This window comes from Streptomyces sp. LARHCF249 (genome assembly GCF_052871255.1).
In genome coordinates this window covers 281,397-299,229 of the sequence record NZ_JBIXJQ010000003.1, presented here as the reverse complement: position 1 = coordinate 299,229, position 17,833 = coordinate 281,397, and the positions used below count along the sequence as shown (strand labels likewise).

The 17,833-nt window shown below is 73.6% G+C and carries 17 protein-coding genes and 1 pseudogene; 10 read left to right on the top strand and 8 right to left on the bottom strand.

Going from position 1 to position 17,833, the window contains the following annotated elements; genetic code table 11:
- Nucleotides 1–21: 21 nt before the first annotated feature.
- Nucleotides 22–618, bottom strand: a pseudogene (dhaL, locus tag ACIPUC_RS09790) (dihydroxyacetone kinase subunit DhaL); the annotation flags it as partial.
- Nucleotides 619–669: 51 nt separating this feature from the next.
- On the bottom strand, nucleotides 670–1,674 hold the full coding sequence (gene dhaK, locus ACIPUC_RS09785) for a dihydroxyacetone kinase subunit DhaK (RefSeq protein WP_446588162.1): 1,005 nt from the start codon (nucleotides 1,672–1,674) through the stop codon (nucleotides 670–672).
- 98 nt (nucleotides 1,675–1,772) lie between these two features.
- Between dhaK and ACIPUC_RS09780 the strand changes: the two genes are divergently transcribed.
- Entirely contained in the window at nucleotides 1,773–2,414 is a 642-nt protein-coding gene (locus ACIPUC_RS09780; protein ID WP_446588160.1) for an alpha-ketoglutarate-dependent dioxygenase AlkB, read from the top strand.
- Between the two features lie 18 nt (nucleotides 2,415–2,432).
- Here the strand turns inward: ACIPUC_RS09780 and ACIPUC_RS09775 are convergent, their stop codons facing one another.
- Nucleotides 2,433–2,744, bottom strand: a complete 312-nt coding sequence (locus ACIPUC_RS09775) for a YkvA family protein (RefSeq protein ID WP_446588158.1) — start codon at nucleotides 2,742–2,744, stop codon at nucleotides 2,433–2,435.
- Between the two features lie 48 nt (nucleotides 2,745–2,792).
- A complete protein-coding gene (locus ACIPUC_RS09770; protein ID WP_446588156.1) occupies nucleotides 2,793–3,257 on the bottom strand; it encodes a MarR family winged helix-turn-helix transcriptional regulator in 465 nt (154 codons plus the stop codon).
- A gap of 121 nt (nucleotides 3,258–3,378) precedes the next feature.
- Between ACIPUC_RS09770 and ACIPUC_RS09765 the strand changes: the two genes are divergently transcribed.
- Both ACIPUC_RS09765 and ACIPUC_RS09760 read left to right on the top strand, forming a co-directional pair.
- Nucleotides 3,379–3,951, top strand: a complete 573-nt coding sequence (locus ACIPUC_RS09765) for a DoxX family membrane protein (RefSeq protein WP_446588154.1) — start codon at nucleotides 3,379–3,381, stop codon at nucleotides 3,949–3,951.
- A gap of 81 nt (nucleotides 3,952–4,032) precedes the next feature.
- A complete protein-coding gene (locus tag ACIPUC_RS09760; RefSeq protein ID WP_446588153.1) occupies nucleotides 4,033–5,838 on the top strand; it encodes a glycoside hydrolase family 15 protein in 1,806 nt (601 codons plus the stop codon).
- On the opposite strand, the gene ACIPUC_RS09755 is transcribed toward ACIPUC_RS09760, so the two are convergent.
- Nucleotides 5,795–7,909 carry a SpoIIE family protein phosphatase gene (locus tag ACIPUC_RS09755; protein ID WP_446588910.1) on the bottom strand — a complete coding sequence of 705 codons (2,115 nt, stop codon included), beginning with the start codon at nucleotides 7,907–7,909 and terminating at the stop codon, nucleotides 5,795–5,797. The genes ACIPUC_RS09760 and ACIPUC_RS09755 overlap by 44 nt on opposite strands.
- A 307-nt stretch (nucleotides 7,910–8,216) precedes the next feature.
- Between ACIPUC_RS09755 and ACIPUC_RS09750 the strand changes: the two genes are divergently transcribed.
- Nucleotides 8,217–8,978, top strand: a complete 762-nt coding sequence (locus ACIPUC_RS09750; protein ID WP_446588151.1) for a class I SAM-dependent methyltransferase — start codon at nucleotides 8,217–8,219, stop codon at nucleotides 8,976–8,978.
- 9 nt (nucleotides 8,979–8,987) lie between these two features.
- Here ACIPUC_RS09750 and ACIPUC_RS09745 read toward each other — a convergent pair whose 3' ends face one another.
- Complete coding sequence (locus ACIPUC_RS09745) at nucleotides 8,988–9,896, bottom strand: alpha/beta hydrolase fold domain-containing protein (RefSeq protein WP_446588149.1); 909 nt, start codon at nucleotides 9,894–9,896, stop codon at nucleotides 8,988–8,990.
- Between the two features lie 214 nt (nucleotides 9,897–10,110).
- Here ACIPUC_RS09745 and tdh point away from each other — a divergent pair, with 214 nt between their 5' ends.
- From tdh to ACIPUC_RS09730, 3 genes are all read left to right on the top strand, one after another.
- A complete protein-coding gene (gene tdh, locus ACIPUC_RS09740; protein ID WP_446588147.1) occupies nucleotides 10,111–11,139 on the top strand; it encodes an L-threonine 3-dehydrogenase in 1,029 nt (342 codons plus the stop codon).
- A gap of 113 nt (nucleotides 11,140–11,252) precedes the next feature.
- Nucleotides 11,253–12,470 (top strand): glycine C-acetyltransferase, encoded by a 1,218-nt coding sequence (locus ACIPUC_RS09735; RefSeq protein ID WP_446588145.1) that lies wholly within the window; start codon nucleotides 11,253–11,255, stop codon nucleotides 12,468–12,470.
- 12 nt (nucleotides 12,471–12,482) lie between these two features.
- Entirely contained in the window at nucleotides 12,483–13,397 is a 915-nt protein-coding gene (locus ACIPUC_RS09730) for a LysR substrate-binding domain-containing protein (RefSeq protein WP_446588143.1), read from the top strand.
- A 28-nt stretch (nucleotides 13,398–13,425) separates the two neighbouring features.
- Here ACIPUC_RS09730 and ACIPUC_RS09725 read toward each other — a convergent pair whose 3' ends face one another.
- Nucleotides 13,426–14,205 (bottom strand): DeoR/GlpR family DNA-binding transcription regulator, encoded by a 780-nt coding sequence (locus tag ACIPUC_RS09725; RefSeq protein ID WP_446588141.1) that lies wholly within the window; start codon nucleotides 14,203–14,205, stop codon nucleotides 13,426–13,428.
- A gap of 148 nt (nucleotides 14,206–14,353) precedes the next feature.
- Here ACIPUC_RS09725 and ACIPUC_RS09720 point away from each other — a divergent pair, with 148 nt between their 5' ends.
- From ACIPUC_RS09720 to ACIPUC_RS09710, 3 genes are all read left to right on the top strand, one after another.
- A complete protein-coding gene (locus ACIPUC_RS09720) occupies nucleotides 14,354–15,256 on the top strand; it encodes an SIS domain-containing protein (RefSeq protein WP_446588140.1) in 903 nt (300 codons plus the stop codon).
- Nucleotides 15,253–16,089 (top strand): class II fructose-bisphosphate aldolase, encoded by an 837-nt coding sequence (locus ACIPUC_RS09715; RefSeq protein WP_446588138.1) that lies wholly within the window; start codon nucleotides 15,253–15,255, stop codon nucleotides 16,087–16,089. The genes ACIPUC_RS09720 and ACIPUC_RS09715 overlap by 4 nt, the downstream gene beginning before the upstream one ends.
- A 106-nt stretch (nucleotides 16,090–16,195) precedes the next feature.
- On the top strand, nucleotides 16,196–17,386 hold the full coding sequence (locus ACIPUC_RS09710; protein WP_446588136.1) for an acyl-CoA dehydrogenase family protein: 1,191 nt from the start codon (nucleotides 16,196–16,198) through the stop codon (nucleotides 17,384–17,386).
- Nucleotides 17,387–17,429: 43 nt separating this feature from the next.
- On the opposite strand, the gene ACIPUC_RS09705 is transcribed toward ACIPUC_RS09710, so the two are convergent.
- Complete coding sequence (locus ACIPUC_RS09705; RefSeq protein WP_446588134.1) at nucleotides 17,430–17,828, bottom strand: DUF4440 domain-containing protein; 399 nt, start codon at nucleotides 17,826–17,828, stop codon at nucleotides 17,430–17,432.
- Nucleotides 17,829–17,833 lie beyond the last annotated feature (5 nt).

The window sequence follows — 17,833 nt, the reverse complement described above, 5'->3', positions numbered from 1 at the left end:
CGCGGTGGTCGTCACATTCAGGTCGTCCACCACGTCCGCCAGCGCCGTCAGGAGCAGCGCCGACGAGGTCGCGCCCGGATCCTGGTGCCCGATGCTCCGCTCGCCGAGGTAGCTGGCCCGGCCCTTGCGCGCCCGCAGCGGCACCGTCGCCAGGGCCCCCTGCTCCGCCGCGTCCCCCGCCGCCCGGTACGAGGTGCTCAGCGCGGCCACCCCCGGCACCAGGGCGTCCAGCATCGTCTTGTCGCCCGGCGCCGCCCCGCCCAGCTGGGCCACCGCGCCCACCCCCGTGTACAGGGCCTTGCGCAGCATCTGGTCGGAGACCTCCGCGGCCTCCCCGAGCTCTTTGCCGGTGCGCCTCAGCAGCGTCCCGTACAGCGGCCCCGACGCGCCGCCGACGGTCGAGATCAGCGTCCGTCCCGCGAGCTGGAGCACCGCGCCCGGCGTCGCGGGGGCCTCCGCGGCCAGGGCGGCCGCCACCGCGGTGAAGCCCCGCAGCAGGTTGCTCCCGTGGTCGGCGTCCCCGATGGGCGAGTCGAGTTCGGTCAGCCGGTCCGCCTCGCGCTCCACCGCGGCGGCCGCCGCCGTCATCCAGCGCCGGAAGAAGTCTGCGTCACGCACCGGATCTCCTCGTATCGGATCAGCCTGGCGGGCCCCACGGCCACCTTACGGTCAGCGGCCCCAGCGCAGCGCGGCCGTCTGCACGGGGGCGTCCCACAGTCGCAGCAGTTCCTCGTCGACCCGGCACAGCGTCACCGAGCATCCCGCCATGTCCAGCGAGGTGACGTAGTTCCCGACGAGGGTGCGCGCCACCGCTACTCCGCGTGCCTCCAATACCCGCGCCACCTCGGCGTGGAACCCGTACAGCTCCAGCAGCGGCGTCGCCCCCATGCCGTTGACCAGCACCAGCACGGGCCCGTCGGCCGGGCCCACTTCCGCCAGCTCCTCCAGTACGGCGCCCACAGCGACCTCGGCGATCCCCCGGGCGGGCATCATCGGGCGCCGCTCCCGGCCCGGCTCCCCGTGGATCCCGACGCCCAGCTCGAGCTCCCCGTCGGGCAGTTCGAACGTGGGGCTGCCCTTGGCGGGCGTGGTGCAGGCGCTCAAGGCGACGCCGAAGCTGCGCGAGGAGTCGTTGACCCGCCGGGCGATCGCCGCGACCCGCTCCAGCGGCGCCCCCTCCTCGGCCGCCGCCCCGGCGATCTTCTCCACGAAGAGCGTGGCCCCGGTGCCGCGCCGCCCGGCGGTGTACAGGCTGTCCGTCACGGCGACGTCGTCGTTGACGAGTACGCGCTCGACCCGCAGCCCGTCCTCCTCGGCGAGCTCGGCGGCCATCTCGAAGTTCAGCACGTCGCCGGTGTAGTTCTTGACGACGAACAGCACCCCCTGCCCCGAGTCCACGGCCGCGGCCGCCCGCAGCATCTGATCGGGCACCGGCGAGGTGAACACCTCCCCCGGACACGCGGCCGACAGCATCCCGTACCCCACGAACCCGGCGTGCAGCGGCTCGTGCCCGGAGCCGCCCCCGGACACCAGCCCGACCCGCCCCCCGTCCCGCGCGTCCCGCCGTACGACGACCCGCCGCTCCACGTCGACGTCGAGCTCGGGATGAGCGGCCGCCATCCCCCGCAGGGCGTCGGCGACCACGGTGTCCGGACTGTTGATCAGCATCTTCACGGTTGTCTCCCAGGAAGCTCGGCCTGAGGAGAAGTGTGGCGCAGTCCCGGCCCCGCTGTATTCGTGCAGGTGTTCGGTTTCGGCGTTAGGGTGGAGCCATGCACGCAGCACACGGCATGGGACTGCAGGGTTCCCTCTTCGACCAGGACGACGAGATCCGGCTCGGGCCGCTCGCCGGCATCCGGCGCACCCCGCTCGGTGCCGGGGCCTGGGTCGATCACCTGCCGGGCTGGCTGACCGGATCCGACGCGCTCTTCGAGCGGCTGGCCGCCGACGTGCCCTGGCGCGCCGAGCGGCGGCAGATGTACGAGCGCGAGGTGGAGGTGCCCCGCCTGCTCGCCTTCTACGGAGCCGGCGAGGCCCTTCCGCACGCCGCACTCACCGAGGCCCGCGAAACCCTGAGCCGTCACTACGCCGCCGAACTCGGCGAGCCGTTCGCCACCGCCGGGCTGTGCCTCTACCGCGACGGCCGCGACAGCGTGGCCTGGCACGGTGACCGCACCGGCCGCTCCGCCACCGAGGACACCATGGTCGCGATCGTCTCCGTCGGGGACCCCCGGGACCTCGCCCTCCGGCCCCGTGACGGCGGACCCACCCTGCTGCGGCTGCCCCTGGGGCACGGCGACCTCGTCGTCATGGGCGGCTCATGTCAGCGGACCATGGAGCACGCGGTACCCAAGTCGACGCGGGCCGTCGGCCCCCGCATCAGCATCCAGTTCCGCCCCCGCGGCGTGATGTGAAACCGCGTGCCCGGCCGGTCACACCGGGCCGGGCTCCTTCACGGGCCGGGCCGTAGCCGCCGCCGACGCCGACGCGGCAGCCGCGTGCAGCGAGCGCAGCGCCAGCAGCAGCACGCCGACGTCGTCCAGGTACACCGGGTCCGGAATCAGATCCACCGGTGAGACTGTATAGATCACGGCGACCCAGAACAGGGCTTTGTCGCGCAGCGGGATCCCGGCGTCGAGCAGCAGCCGCCGGGTCCGCAGGACCCGTACGAGCAGCACGGCGGCGGTGATCGCGAGCCCGGCCGCGACGGCCGCGGCGAGCGCGATCCAGATCGTTCCGTCCATTTCGCCCCTATACCCGCCCCGCCGGCCCGCGTACCAGGGGCCCGCCGTTCAGGCGCCCTCCGCACGCAGGCGCCGGCCGACCTCGCCCAGTCCGTCGGCGAGCGCGTCGAGCTGCTCGGGGGTCAGGACGTCGATGAGGATCTCCCGGACCGCGGTCACGTGGCCGGGCGCCGCCTCGTCCAGGCGTGCGCTGCCGGCGTCGGTGAGGACGGCGAAGACCCCGCGGACGTCCGAGGGGCAGCTGCGGCGGCGGACCAGCCCGGCCTTCTCCATCTGGGTGATCTGGTAGGTCAGCCCGCTCTTGGAGTTGATCAGGCCATTGGCCAGTTCTGTCATCCGCAGCTCGCGGCCGGGGGCCGCGGCGAGCCGGACGAGGATCTCGTACTGCGGGTGCGAGAGGCCGGCGTCGTCCTTAAGCTGCTGGTCGAGACGGCGGTTCACCAGGGCCGAGGCGGCCAGGAATCCGCTCCAGGCGCGCTTTTCGCGATCGTCCAGCCATCTCGTTTCAGCCATGGCACCCAGCCTACGGGTTGTTCGAATTTGAATCAAAGGTTAGGGTCGGCTCGGCGGTTCGAATTTGAACAACTCTTGCCCACCCCGTCCCCCTCGGGCCGCCCGACCGGAAGGATCCCCCATGACCAGCCCCTCCGCCGCCACGGCGAAGCCGCAGGCCCCCGCACCGGCCGCACAGCCCGCCACCGGCGGCCCCCTCGCTCTCTCGACCCCGGGTCACGACGTCGGGCTGCTGCTCCTGCGCCTCGTCCTCGGCCTGACCATGGCCGCGCACGGTTCCCAGAAGCTCTTCGGCTGGTTCGGGGGCGGCGGCATCGGCGGCACCGGGAAGTTCTTCACCGCCAGCGGATACCCCGCCGGTGACGCCATGGCCGTCCTCGCCGGCCTGACCGAGACCCTGGGCGGCCTCGGCCTCGCCGTCGGCCTGCTCACCCCGCTCGCCGGCGCCGCCGTCGTCGGCACCCTCATCAACGCGATCGCCGTGCACGGCACCGGATCCTTCTTCGCCCCCGAGGGCATCGAGTACGAACTGCTGCTCACCGCGGGCGCCGCCGCCCTCGCCCTGACCGGCCCCGGCCGGTACGCCGTCGACCGCTTCCTGCCGGTCCTGCGCGGCCACCGCCTGGCGCACGGCGCCCTCGCCGTCACCCTCGGCGTGGTCCTCGCCGCCGTGCTGCTCCTCGTCCGCGGCTAGGGCGCACGCAGGTCCGGCACGCGCAGGGGTGTCCGGGGCCTGCACTGATTGGCCCCGGACATTCGGGGGAAGAGCGCACAAATGACACAACCCATCGAAGACTACGCACTCATCGGCGACCTGATGACGAGTGGGCTGGTCGGCCGCGACGGGTCCATCGACTGGCTGTGCCTGCCGCGCTTCGACTCGGCGGCCTGCTTCGCCAAGCTCCTCGGCGACGAGGAGAACGGCCACTGGCGCATCGCCCCCCTCGACGCCGCCGACGGCGAGCAGTGCACCCGCCGGGCCTACATCGACGGCACGCTGGTCCTCGAGTCCTACTGGGAGACCGGGACCGGCACCGTCAAGGTCGTCGACTTCATGCCCCAGCGCGAGGTCTTCCCCGATGTGATCCGCATCGTCGAGGGCGTCACCGGCAGGGTCAGCATGCGCAGCACCCTGCGCCTCCGGTTCGACTACGGCCACGTCGTCCCGTGGGTCCGCCGCTCGGACGGGGACCGGGTCGCCGTCGCCGGACCCGACTCCACGTGGTTCCGCAGCGAGCCGCCCGTGCGCACCTGGGGCGAGGAGAACAGCACCCGCTCGCAGTTCCCGGTCGCCGCGGGACAGCGGGTCGCGTTCGTGCTCACCTGGCACCCCTCGCACGAGCCGCGCCCCGAGCCCGCCGACCCGTACACGGCCCTGGAGCAGAGCCTCGCCGACTGGTGGGACTGGTCCCGGCAGTGCCGCTACGAGGGCCCCTACCGCGAGGCCGTGACCCGCTCCCTGATCACCCTCAAGGCCCTCACTTACGCCCCGACCGGCGGCATCGTCGCCGCGGCCACCACCTCGCTGCCCGAGGAGCTCGGCGGGGTCCGCAACTGGGACTACCGCTACTGCTGGCTCCGGGACGCCACCCTCACCCTCGACTCGCTCCTCGCGACCGGCTTCCTCGACGAGGCCCGCGCCTGGCGGGCCTGGCTGCTGCGCGCCGTCGCCGGTGACCCCGCCGACCTGCAGATCATGTACGGGATCGCCGGAGAGCGGCGGCTCCCCGAGACCGAACTGGGCTGGCTGCGGGGCTACGCCTCCTCCGCCCCCGTGCGCGTCGGCAACGCGGCGGTCGACCAGCTGCAGCTCGACGTGTACGGCGAGGTCATCGACTCCCTGCACCTCGCCCGGTCCGCCGGGCTCCCCTCCGAGCACCACGCCTGGCGGATCCAGCTGGCGCTCCTCGACTTCCTGGAGCGCAACTGGCACCGGCCGGACGAAGGGCTGTGGGAGGTGCGCGGTCCGCGCCGCCACTTCGTGCACTCCAAGGTGATGGCCTGGGTGGCCGCCGACCGGGCCGTACGGACCCTGGAGAAGCACCCCTCGATGCCGGGCGACCTCGAGCGCTGGCGGCTCATGCGGGAGGAGGTGCACCGCGACGTGTGCGAGAAGGGATACGACCAGGAGCGGGGCACCTTCACCCAGTACTACGGCTCCCGCGAGCTCGACGCGTCGACCCTGCTCATCCCGCGGGTCGGCTTCCTGCCGCCGGACGACCCGCGGGTCATCGGCACGGTCGACGCCGTCCGGGAGGAGCTCGGCCGCAGCGGCCTGGTCCGCCGCTACAGCACCGAAGGCCCCTCCGTGGACGGTCTGCCCGGCGACGAAGGGGCCTTCCTGGCCTGCTCTTTCTGGCTGGCCGACGCCCTCTGCCTGACGGGGCGGGGCGAAGAGGCGCGCATCCTGTTCGAGAGGCTGCTGGCGGTACGCAACGACGTGGGCCTGCTCGCCGAGGAGTACGACCCGGTCTCCGGGCGCCAACTCGGCAACTTCCCCCAGGCCTTCAGCCACATCGGCCTGGTCAACACCGCCCTCACGCTGTCCCGGGACGATCCCGAAGGCCGCCATTCCGGTTGACCGGAGGCGGGTGCCGGTCAAGGCCCGTCCGGGACGCCAGCAGCAGGGCGATGTCGTCCGGCCGGTCGGCCGAGTTGCCCGCCTCGCTGACCAGCCGGTCGGCCGTCTCGGTCAGCGGGCCCGGCCGGGCCGCGGCCAGCCCCGCCCGCAGCCGCTCCACCCCGGTGTCGATGTCGGCGCCCGGTTTCTCCACCAGCCCGTCCGTGTACAGGGCGAGCACCGAACCCGTCGCGAGGTGCAGTTCCGTCACCGGGTACGAGGCATCCGGGTCGATGCCGAGCACCACCCCGCCGGCCAGGTCCAGCACCTCGGTCCGGCCGTCGGGGTGGCGCAGCAGCGGCTGCGGATGCCCGGCCCGGACGGCTTCGGCGGAGCCCGACGCCGGGTCCAGCACCACGTAGCAGCAGCTCGCGAACTGGCCCGGGTCCAGGTCGATCAGCAGCTGGTTGGTACCGCGCATCACCTGGTCCGGTGTGCTGCCGATCAGTGCGAAGGCCCTTACGGAGCTGCGCAGTTGGCCCATGGTCGCGGCGGCGGCCACCCCGTGCCCCTGAACGTCCCCGATGACCAGCGCCAGCCGTCCGCCGCCGGTCTCGACCACGTCGTACCAGTCCCCGCCGACGTCCATGCCCTGGGTGCCGGGCAGGTAGCGGCCCACCGTCTCCACCTGCTCGTGCACCGGCAGCCGGTGCGGCAGCAGCGCGGACTGCAGTCCGCGGGCGAGGGCCGCCTCGCTGTCGTAGCGCCGGGCCCGTTCCAGTGCCTGGGCGATCAGTCCGGCCAGGGCGGTGAGCACCGTACGCACCTCCGGGCTGAAACCGCGGGGCGCGTCGAAACCCAGGATGCACGACCCGACCGGGCGGCCGGACGCGATCAGCGGCAGGAACGCGCGGGCGCCGACGTGGGCGTCCAGCTGGATGCCCGGGTACGCGGCGGCGAGGTGTTCCATCGACTCGAAGAACAGCGGGCGGCCCGAGGTCAGGGTCTCCACGCCCGGCAGCCGTACATCGAGCCCGACCCCGTCGAACCGGTCGAGGAAGCCCTTCGGGAAACCGGTCTCCCAGGCGAGGTGCAGATGCCGCTCGTCCAGCAGGTAGATCGCCAGCTGGCGTCCGCCGAAGGCCGGCAGCAGCTCCTCGGTGACCACCGCGGACACCTGGCGGGCCGTGACCGCCTCGGTCAGCGCGATGGCCAGGGCCACCGGCCGGTACAGCGCGGAGGCCCGGTCGGCGGGGGAGCCCAGGTCGCCTCCCGGACGGGCCATCGAGGCGGTCGCGTAGGAGGGGGTCTCCGTGGCGCCGATCGTCACGGTCACCCCGTCGGGGCCGGGATACAGGTCCACCGACACCCACTGGGCGGGCATGCGGCGGCCGCGCCGGGCCGGGAAGTGCACCGGCTCGGTGGACATGAAGACGGCCCGGAAATGGTCCTCGTACGCGGGATGCCCGAGCCAGGGCAGCGCCTCCCACAGCACCCGCCCGCGCAGCTGGGGCCCGTCCGTGCCGAGCAGCTGCTCGGCGGCCGCGTTGACGTAGCCGATCCTGCCCTGCCGGTCCACCGACAGCACGGCCTGCGCGAGCCGCTCCACGGCCTCCCGGGCGCCCCCGCCGGCGGCGGGCTGCTCCACCGCCAGCGGGTCGCCGTCCCAGACCACCGGATCCCCCGCCGCGGTCAGCTCCGCCAGCTCCCCGGCCAGCCGGTCCGCCGCCCGGCGCAGCCGCTCGCGGTCCACCGGCCCCACCGGGACCCCGGGGGTCGCGGTGCGCAGCACCATCAGCACCCCGAACCGCTCGGCACCGGAGGTCACCGGCTCGTACATCGAGGCGAACGGGAAGGGCAGCCCCGCCATCAGCTGCGGGAAGCGGCGCATCGCCGCCTCCGCGTCGGGCAGGTGAACGGACTGCCCGGACCGGTAGGACTCCGCGACCGGATAGGGGCGGCCCGTCGCCATCCGCCACCAGGGCCGGAACAGCGGCACCGGGAGCCCCGTGACCACGGCCATCCGCAGCAGTCCCTGCCGCCCGGAGCGCAGGTACACCCCGCCCGCGTACCCGCCGACGGCCGTCACCACCTCGAGCGCGGCCCGGGCGAGCACCTGGGCCACGGCATCCGGGGCGGGGCCGCCGCCACTGTCCGGTCTCGCCGTCACACCGTCAGCATGCGCCTCCGGCGGTGGTGGCCGCACCTGCTGCGCGGTGTGCGGCGGGAGGCCGGGGAGGCCCCGTACGGCACGACCGCCCGGACCGGGCCGGGCACCCGCGATAGGCCGACCGCTTCCCTCGTCCGGGGGACGCACGGGTGTACGGCCGCACGGCGGGCGCACCGCGGGGCACGATACGCATCCCACCCCCGCCCGGCAGGCCACCGGAAGGCAGAGCATGCGGTTCCAGTACGACACCCTCGGCGAGCGGTACGCCGAGTCCAGGACGGCGGCCTTCTCGGCGGCCGACACCTACACCCTCCACGGAGCCCTCGACGCCCTCGGCGGGGTGCGCGGGCTCGACGCCCTCGACCTGGCCTGCGGCTACGGCTACAACACCCGGCTGCTGGCCCGCGGCGGCGCCCGGCGCACCGTCGGCGTGGACGCCTCGGAGGAGATGATCAAGCTGGCCCGCGAGCACGACGCGGAGCAGGACCGGCCGGGCGCCGGGAACAGCGAGTACATCGGGAACATCGAGTACCACGTCGCCGACGCCGACGGCCTGCCCGACCTCGGGCCGTTCGACCTCGCCACCGCCGTCTACCCCTTCAACCACACGCCCGACCGCGCGTCGCTGCACGCGATGTTCCGCTCCGTCCGCGCCAGCCTGCGCGCGGGCGGTCGGCTGCTCGCCATCGTGCCCAACGCCGGGGCGTTCCCCCGCGTGGACTGGTCGCCGTACGGGGTCCGCATCCTCGACCGGGTCGTGACCGGCGACGCGCCGCTGCTGAAGGCGCACTTCCTCATCGAACCCCCGGTGCCCTTCGAGTTCCACGAGTGGGCGCACGCCGAGCTCGCCGAAGCGGCCGTCGAGGCGGGCTTCAGCACCATCGGCTGGCAGCCGAACCGGACCCCGCCCGCCGACCGTGAACGCGACGACGCGTACTGGACGGCGTACCGCGCCTGGCCGATCAGCTCGCTGATGACCTGCGTCGCGTAGCCGAGGGGCTCACAGCTCCGTCGCCGACCGGATCAGCTCGACGATCCGGTCGCGCGCCGCCCGCCCCTCCGGCACCGGCAGCAGCGGGTAGGCGTGCGGCAGCCCCGCCTCCTCGTGGAGCTCCACCTCCGCCCCCGCCGCGCGGGCCCGGCGCACCAGCTCCCTGCTGTCCGTGGTCAGCACGTCCCGGGTCCCGGTGAACACCGTCAGCGGCGCCAGCCCCGCGAAGGAGCCGTGCAGCGGGCTCACCCGGGGATCGTCGGCGGCCAGGGTCCCGGCGTACAGCCGCCCGGCCTCGCGCAGCCCCGCGCGGGCGAGGATCGGATCGTCCGCCTCTATGCCCGCCTGGTCCGGATGGCTCATGGTCACGTCCAGCCACGGCGAGATCAGCACGATCCGGGAGGGCTGGGCCCCGTTGCGGTCGCGCAGCCGCTGGGCGGCGGCCAGCGCCAGCCCGGCCCCGGCGGAGTCCCCGATGAGCACGGTCCCGCCCGCGCCCCCGCTCGCGATCAGGCCGCTGAGCAGGTCGGCGGCCACCGGGACCGTCCGGTCGGCGGTCCCGCGCGGGGCGAGGATGTACGCGGGTACGACGACCCGCGCCCGCGCCTGCGTGACCAGGGTCCGGATCATCGCCCAGTGCGGGCGGACCAGTTCGTTGATGTAGCTGCCGCCGTGCACGTACAGCACCCGGGCCGCGGGCTCGATCCCGCGCGGGGAGACCTCGTACACCGGCCAGGCCCCGACGAAGGTCCGCGAGATGTCCGCGACCCGCCCCAGCGAGCGCGGCGGCAGATGGGAAGCGGGCCGGCGGGCGGACTCGGCCACGCGGGTGCGCACCGCCTCGACGCTCGCGAACCGTCTTCGCCGTCCCGCCGCGATCAGCGCCACCGACAGCGCCCTGCTGCGCAGACTCGGCACGCCCCTCACCTCCCCTTTTCCCCGGACCACCCCCGGCCCCGGGACCCTACCCCGTCATCGGAGGAGCATAGGCGTGAAGCTGGGCTGTGGACCCGCTTAAGAAAGTCTCGATGGACTGATCACCACGCGTCTCGGCAGATTGGTGCACGTCACCGGCGCCGTCCGCGCAGCCCGCGTTCCGCGGCGCCCCCTTCCGCATGCCTGGAGCCACCCCATGAAGGCACTCGTCAAGCACAAGGCCGAGCCCGGACTGTGGCTCATGGACGTTCCCGAGCCCGAGTACGGCCCCGGCGACGTGCTGATCAAGGTGCTGCGCACCGGCATCTGCGGAACCGACCTGCACATCCGCGCCTGGGACGGCTGGGCGCAGGGCGCCGTCAAGACCCCGCTGGTCCTCGGCCACGAGTTCGTCGGCGAGGTCGCCGCGCTCGGCGCGGACGTCCGCGACATCGAGATCGGCGCGCTGGTCAGCGGCGAGGGCCACCTGGTGTGCGGCAAGTGCCGCAACTGCCTGGCCGGGCGCCGCCACCTGTGCCGCAGCACGATCGGCCTCGGGGTCGGCCGCGACGGCGCCTTCGCCGAGTACGTGGTGCTGCCCGCGCAGAACGTGTGGGTGCACCGGACCGCGGTCGACCTGGACGTCGCGGCGATCTTCGACCCGTTCGGCAACGCCGTGCACACCGCGCTGTCCTTCCCCCTCGTCGGCGAGGACGTGCTGATCACGGGTGCCGGCCCGATCGGGATCATGGCGGCGGCCGTGGCCCGGCACGCCGGTGCGCGCAACGTCGTGATCACCGACGTCAGCCCCGAGCGGCTGGAGATCGCCCGCAAGGCGGGCGCCACGCTCGCGGTGAACGTCGCCGAGTCCTCCATCGCCGACGCGCAGGCCCAGCTGGGGCTGCGCGAGGGCTTCGACATCGGCCTGGAGATGTCCGGCCGCGGCGAGGCGATGCGCGACATGATCGACAACATGACGCACGGCGGCCGGATCGCCATGCTGGGCCTGCCCGCACAGGAGTTCCCGGTGGACTGGGCCAAGGTCGTCACCTCGATGATCACCATCAAGGGCATCTACGGCCGCGAGATGTTCGAGACCTGGTACGCGATGACGGTGCTGCTGGAGGGCGGGCTCGACCTCGGCCCGGTCATCACCGGCCGCTACTCGCACCGCGACTTCGACGCGGCGTTCGACGAGGCCTCGACCGCCCGCAGCGGCAAGATCATCCTGGACTGGACGGCGTAGGGCCCTACCCGCCCCCATCCGTCCCCCGTCACCACCTCCCTCCGGCCGGGCCCCGCAAGCCCTCCCCCCTTCCGCGGGGCCCGGCCCCCTCCGCCGCACAAGGAGAACGCACCATGTTCGAGTCCGTCCGCGAGGACCTGCGCACCACCCTCGACGAGATCCGCGCCGCCGGCCTGCACAAGCCCGAGCGCGTCATCGGCACCCCGCAGAACGCGGCCGTCGCCGTCACGGCGGGCGGGGCCGCCAGCGCTGCCGGCGAGGTGCTCAACTTCTGCGCCAACAACTACCTGGGGCTGGCCGACCACCCCGAGGTGGTCGCCGCCGCGAAGGACGCCCTCGACCGGTGGGGCTACGGCATGGCCTCGGTCCGCTTCATCTGCGGTACGCAGGAGGTGCACAAGGAGCTGGAGGCGCGGCTGTCCGCGTTCCTCGGCCAGGAGGACACGATCCTCTACTCCTCGTGCTTCGACGCCAACGGCGGTGTCTTCGAGACCCTGCTCGGCGCCGAGGACGCGGTCATCTCCGACGCCCTCAACCACGCCTCGATCATCGACGGCATCCGCCTGTCCAAGGCCCGCCGCTTCCGCTACGCCAACCGCGACATGGGCGAGCTGGAGACCCGCCTCAAGGAGGCCGCCGAGGGCGGCGCCCGGCGCAAGCTGATCGTCACCGACGGCGTCTTCTCCATGGACGGCTACGTCGCCCCCCTCCAGGAGATCTGCGACCTCGCCGAGCGCTACGACGCCATGGTCATGGTCGACGACTCGCACGCGGTCGGCTTCGTCGGCCCCGGCGGCCGCGGCACCCCGGAGCTGCACGGGGTCATGGACCGCGTCGACATCATCACGGGCACCCTCGGCAAGGCCCTGGGCGGCGCCTCCGGCGGCTACGTCGCGGCGCGCGCCGAGATCGTCGAGCTGCTGCGCCAGCGCTCGCGCCCGTACCTCTTCTCCAACTCCCTCGCCCCGGTCATCGCGGCGGCCTCCCTCAAGGTCCTCGACCTGCTGGAGTCGGCCGGCGACCTGCGCGAGCAGCTCGCCGCCAACACCGCGCTCTTCCGTACGAAGATGACCGAGGCCGGCTTCGAGATCCTGCCCGGCGACCACGCCATCGCCCCCGTGATGATCGGCGACGCGGCCGAGGCGGCCCGGATGGCCGAGCTGCTCCTCGAGCGCGGCGTCTACGTGATCGGCTTCTCCTACCCGGTGGTGCCGATGGGCGCGGCGCGGATCCGCGTGCAGCTCTCGGCGGCCCACTCGACGGCCGACGTGGAGCGCGCGGTGGCCGCGTTCGCCGATGCCCGTGCGGCGCTGGTGGCCGACGGGGCCTGAGACAATGGTGGGGTGATCGACCCCCGCCGGCTGCGCATCCTGCGGGCCGTGGCGGACCACCGTACGGTGACCGCCGCGGCCGCAGCCCTGTACCTCACCCCCTCCGCCGTCTCCCAGCAGCTCGCGGCTCTGGAACAGGAGACGGGCCACGCCCTGCTCACCCGCAGCGGCCGGGGCGTACGGCTCACCGCGGCCGGTGAGATCCTGCTCGGCCACGCCCACGAGGTGCTGGCCCAGCTGGAGCGGGCGGAGGCCGAACTCGCGGCGTACGCGGGCGGCTCGGCGGGCGAGGTGACGGTGGCCGCCTTCGCCACCGGCATCGCGGAGGTCCTGGCCCCGGCCATCGGCCGGCTGGCGCTGGAGCACCCCGGTATCCGGCTGCGGGTCCGGGACGCGGAGGGGGACCAGAGCCTGCCGCTGCTGCTGGACGGCGAGGCGGACGTGGCCCTGGCGGTCGAGTACCGGGGCGGGCCGGGGGCGGACGACGCCCGGCTGTCCGTCCTGCCGCTGTACGCGGAGCCCTTCGACGCCGTGCTGCCCTCGGGGCACCCGCTGGCCGACCTGCCCGCGGTGGCGCTGGCGGACCTGTCCGACGCGGACTGGGTGGGCCAGTACCCCGGCAACCCCTGCTACGACGTGACGCTGCTCGCGTGCGAACTGGCGGGCTTCCAGCCGAGGTTCGTGCACTCGTCCGACGACTTCCGCGCGGTGACGGCGCTGGTGGGCGCGGGGGCCGGGGTGGCCCTGGTGCCGCGTTCGGCGCTGCGGGGCATGGACCTCAAGGAGGTCCAGGTCCGGCCGGTCGCCGGGCCGGCCGCCACCCGCCGGGTCTTCGCCGCCACCCGCCGCGGCGGCGAGACCCACCCGCTCATCGCCCCCGTCCTGGCCGCCCTGGTCCGGGAGTCCGAGCGGCTGCCGGCGCACTGAGCCCGGCCCCGCGATCCCCGGGGGCGGCTCACACCCTCAGCACCTCCACCCCCGCCGCCTCGAACTCCCGGGCCACCCCGGCCGCCAGGCCCGTGTCCGTCACCAGGACGTCCACCGCCGAGGTCGCGCAGATACGGGCGAAGGCGCGCACGCCCAGCTTGCTGGAGTCCGCCGCGATCACCACCCGTCGGGCCCGCTCGCACAGCAGGCGGTTGACCGAGGCCTCGTCCTCGTGGCGGGTGGCCGCGCCGTCCGCCGGGTCGAAGCCGTCCACGCCGAGCACCGCCGTGTCCACCGCGAGCTGCCCGAGCACCTGCTCGGCCAGCGGGCCCGTCAGCTCGTAGGACTGCGGGCGGGCCACACCGCCCGTCAGCACGATCTTGAACTGCGGCCGGATCACCAGTTCGCCCGCGATGTTGAGCGCGTTGGTCACCACGGTCAGCGCCGGGGAGCCCTGGGCCAGGTCCGGGCGGCCGGCCAGGGCCCGCGCGACCTCCGTGGTCGTGGTGCCGCCCGTCAGGCCGATCACCTCGCCCGGGGTGATCAGGGCCGCGACCGCCTCGCTGATGCGGCGCTTCTCGGCGGCGCGGCGCGACGTGCGGTAGCGCAGCGGGAGTTCGTACGAGACCCCGTGCAGCACGGCCCCGCCGCGGGTACGGACCAGCAGCTGCTGCTCGGCGAGCTGGTCGAGGTCGCGGCGGATGGTCGCGGCGGACACGCCGAGGGCCTCGGCAGCCGGTTCCACCTCCACCTCGCCCCGCTCCACCAGCAGGTCCAGCAGTGCCTGCCAGCGCTCCTTGCGGGTCATCGGCCGCCCCCTTCGGTGTGCTCCATCGGCCTACCCGCCGACATTAACTCAGGCGATCCACTCGTTGATGCTTGAAGTTGCGTGAAACGGCCCGCTACCTTGCAGGAAAACGCATTGAGTACCGTCTGCCGCGCCTGAGGGAGCCTGCATGAGTCACGTCGCGCACGAGTTGGGCACGCAGCCCGCATGCTGGGAGCGGGCCGCCGAACTGGCCCCGGCCCGGCGGGCGGTGCTGCCGCAGCCGGGGGAGCGTACCGCGATCGTCGGGTGCGGGACCTCGTACTACATGGCCCAGGCGGCCGCCGTGTTGCGCGAGGAGGCCGGCCAGGGCGAGACCGACGCCTTTCCCGCCTCGGAGTTCCCGCGCCACCGCCGCTACGACCGGGTCGTCGCCCTCACCCGGTCCGGGACCACCACCGAGGTGCTGGACCTGCTGGCCGGTCTGCGGGACGCGGGCGTGCCCACGACCGCCGTCATCGGCGATCCGGCGACCCCGGTGATGACCGTCGCCGACGAACTCGTCGTCCTCGACTTCGCCGACGAACGGTCCGTCGTGCAGACCCGCTTCGCCACCACCGCCCTCACCCTGCTCCGCGCCCACGCCGGCCTGCACCGCGCCTCCGTGGTCGCCGACGCCCGCACCGCGCTCGCCGAGCCGCTCCCCGCCGAGCTCGAGAGCCGGGGGCAGTTCACCTTCCTCGGCCGCGGCTGGAGCGTCGGCCTCGCGCACGAGGCCGCCCTGAAGATGCGCGAGGCCTCGCTGTCCTGGGCCGAGTCCTACCCGGCGATGGAGTACCGGCACGGGCCCATCAGCATCTCCGGGCCCGGCACCGTCACCTGGTCGCTGGACGAGGCCCCCGACGGGCTCGCCGAGCAGGTGCGGAGCACCGGCTCCCAGTGGGTGGCGGGCCGGCTCGACCCGCTCGCCGAGCTGGTCCGCGTACACCGCCTCGCCCTCGCCGTCGCCGCCCACCAGCAGCTCGATCCCGACGCGCCGCGCCACCTCACCCGCTCGGTGATCCTGACCACCGGAGAGGAGGCGGTCCGATGAGCCTCGTCCCCGCCGGCGCGCTCGTCCGCGAGGCGGCGGGCGCGGGCCGCGCCGTCGCCGCGTTCAACATCATCACCCTGGAGCACGCCGAAGCGGTCGTCGCCGGAGCCGAGGCGGCCGGGCTGCCGGTCATCCTCCAACTCAGTGAGAACGCCGTGAAGTTCCGCGGCGGACAGCTGCTCCCCATCTCCCGTGCGGCCGCCGCCTGCGCCGAGGCCGCCGGGGTCCCGGTCGGCCTGCACCTCGACCACGTCAAGAGCCCCGAGCTGCTGCGCCAGGCCGGCGACGCGGGATACAGCTCCGTGATGTACGACGCCGCGCACCTCCCGTACGGCGAGAACCTGGAGGCGACCCGCTCCGCCGCCGACTGGGCGCACGCCAACGGGCTGTGGATCGAGGCCGAGCTCGGCGAGGTCGGCGGCAAGAACGGCGCCGCCCCGCTGGACCCGCACGCGCCCGGCGCCCGTACCGACCCCGACGAGGCGCGCCGGTTCGTCACCGACTCCGGGGTCGACGCGCTGGCCGTCGCCATCGGCAGCAGCCACGCCATGACCAGCCGGACCGCCTCCCTGGACCACGCGCTGCTGGCCCGGCTCGCCAAGACCGTGGACGTACCGCTCGTCCTGCACGGCTCCTCGGGGCTGCCGGACGCGGAGCTCGCGGCGGCCGTCGCGGGCGGCATCCGCAAGGTCAACATCGGCACCGCCCTGAACGTGGCCATGACCGAGGCGATCCGCACCCACCTCACCCAGGCCGACCCCAGGCCCTACCTGACGGCCGCCCGAACGGCGATGGCGGTCACGGCCGCGGCCATGATCAGCGCCCTCAACTGACGGCAAAGGCCGGCGCCCGCGGCCCCTTCCGAATTTATGTAACGGGTTCTACTCTGACCGCCGCCACACAGCGACCGGCTGGACGAGCGAGACACCCGGAGGGGCCGTGCACCTCGAATACACGCCTGAGCAGCAGCAGTTGCGCACCGAGCTGCGCTCCTACTTCGCCGACCTGGTGCCCGAGGACGTCTACGCCCGCTACGAGGATCCGGCCGCGCAGAAGCGGTTCTACCGGGAGACCATCCGCCGGCTCGGGGCCGACGGCTGGCTCGGCGTCGGCTGGCCGAAGGAGTACGGCGGCCGCGGGATGTCGCCGATGGACCAGTTCATCTTCTTCGACGAGGCGGCGCAGGCCGTCGTACCGCTGCCCCTGATGGCGCTCAACACCGTCGGGCCGACCATCATGCAGTTCGGCACCGACGAGCAGAAGGCGTACTTCCTGCCGAAGATCCTCGCGGGCGAGATCGACTTCGCCATCGGCTACAGCGAACCGGACGCGGGCACCGACCTCGCCGCGCTCACGTGCAAGGCGGTCCGAGAGGGCGACGAGGAGACCGGCACCTACGTGGTGAACGGGCAGAAGATCTGGACCACCAACGGCGACACCGCCGACTGGGTCTGGCTCGCGGTGCGCACCGACCCGGACGCCCCCGCCCACAAGGGCATCACCATGCTCCTGGTGCCGACCTCCGACCCCGGCTACTCCTGCACCCTCATCAACACCCTCGCCTCGCACGACACCACCGCGAGCTACTACGAGGACATCCGCGTCCCCGCCACCCGCCGCGTCGGCCAGGAGAACAAGGGCTGGCGCCTGATCACCAACCAGCTCAACCACGAGCGCGTCACCCTCGCCGCCCACGGCACGATGGCCATCCGGGCCCTGCACGACGTGCAGCGCTGGGCCGCCGAGACGAAGCTCGCCGACGGCCGCCGGGTGATCGACCTCTCCTGGGTCCGCGGCCGCCTCGCCCGCACCCACGCCCGGCTCGACGCGATGAAACTGCTCAACTGGCAGATGGTGGGCGCCGTCCAGTCAGGCACCCTGACCCCCCAGGACGCCTCCGCGGTCAAGGTCTACGGCTCCGAGGCCCGCCGGGACGCGTACGCCTGGCTCATGGAAGTCGTCGGCGCGGCCGGCTCCCTGAAGGACGGCTCCGCCGGAGCGGTCCTGCACGGCGAACTCGAACGCGGCTACCGCAGCGCCGTCATCTTCACCTTCGGTGGCGGCAACAACGAGATCCAGCGGGAGATCATCTCCTGGATCGGCCTCGGCATGCCCCGCGTCCGCCGCTGACGGACACGGACACGGGACGGCGACCGGGGCCGTCATTCCGCCGTCAGGGCTGGTCGTACCAGGCGAACGCCGAGATGCGCCAGCCCTCCGGGGTGCGGACGAACTGGATGGTCTTGGTCCCGCCGCCCTCGAAGGGCTCGCCGTCCAGGATCCCGGACTTGCGGTACGCGCCGAACCGCGAGGCGATGTCCCCCGCGATCTCGGTGCGCTCGGAGGTCTCCCACTCGGCGAACTCGAGCAGCCGGCCGTCCGCCAGCAGCCGCAGGCGGGGCTCGACGAACTCCTCCACCGTGTAGACCGTGAACTCCGGGCCCGTCTTGACGATCACGCCGCCCGGGACGACCAGCCGGCGGATCCGGCCCACGTCGGCGGTCCTGCCGTCCCGGTTGTCGAAGGCGCCGAAGAACTCGGCGGTCACCGTGTCGATCTCGCTCTTGGACATGGCGC

Excerpts from the sequence above, each read along its gene's own strand:
- ACIPUC_RS09750 (WP_446588151.1), top strand. The coding sequence starts at position 8,217 with ATGCGGTTCCAGTACGACACCCTCGGCGAGCGGTACGCCGAGTCCAGG.
- ACIPUC_RS09725 (WP_446588141.1), bottom strand. The coding sequence starts at position 14,205 with ATGACCCGCAAGGAGCGCTGGCAGGCACTGCTGGACCTGCTGGTGGAG.
- tdh (WP_446588147.1), top strand. The coding sequence starts at position 10,111 with ATGAAGGCACTCGTCAAGCACAAGGCCGAGCCCGGACTGTGGCTCATG.
- ACIPUC_RS09715 (WP_446588138.1), top strand. The coding sequence starts at position 15,253 with ATGAGCCTCGTCCCCGCCGGCGCGCTCGTCCGCGAGGCGGCGGGCGCG.
- ACIPUC_RS09770 (WP_446588156.1), bottom strand. The coding sequence starts at position 3,257 with ATGGCTGAAACGAGATGGCTGGACGATCGCGAAAAGCGCGCCTGGAGC.
- ACIPUC_RS09765 (WP_446588154.1), top strand. The coding sequence starts at position 3,379 with ATGACCAGCCCCTCCGCCGCCACGGCGAAGCCGCAGGCCCCCGCACCG.
- ACIPUC_RS09720 (WP_446588140.1), top strand. The coding sequence starts at position 14,354 with ATGAGTCACGTCGCGCACGAGTTGGGCACGCAGCCCGCATGCTGGGAG.
- ACIPUC_RS09735 (WP_446588145.1), top strand. The coding sequence starts at position 11,253 with ATGTTCGAGTCCGTCCGCGAGGACCTGCGCACCACCCTCGACGAGATC.
- ACIPUC_RS09780 (WP_446588160.1), top strand. The coding sequence starts at position 1,773 with ATGCACGCAGCACACGGCATGGGACTGCAGGGTTCCCTCTTCGACCAG.
- ACIPUC_RS09705 (WP_446588134.1), bottom strand. The coding sequence starts at position 17,828 with ATGTCCAAGAGCGAGATCGACACGGTGACCGCCGAGTTCTTCGGCGCC.
- ACIPUC_RS09760 (WP_446588153.1), top strand. The coding sequence starts at position 4,033 with ATGACACAACCCATCGAAGACTACGCACTCATCGGCGACCTGATGACG.
- ACIPUC_RS09775 (WP_446588158.1), bottom strand. The coding sequence starts at position 2,744 with ATGGACGGAACGATCTGGATCGCGCTCGCCGCGGCCGTCGCGGCCGGG.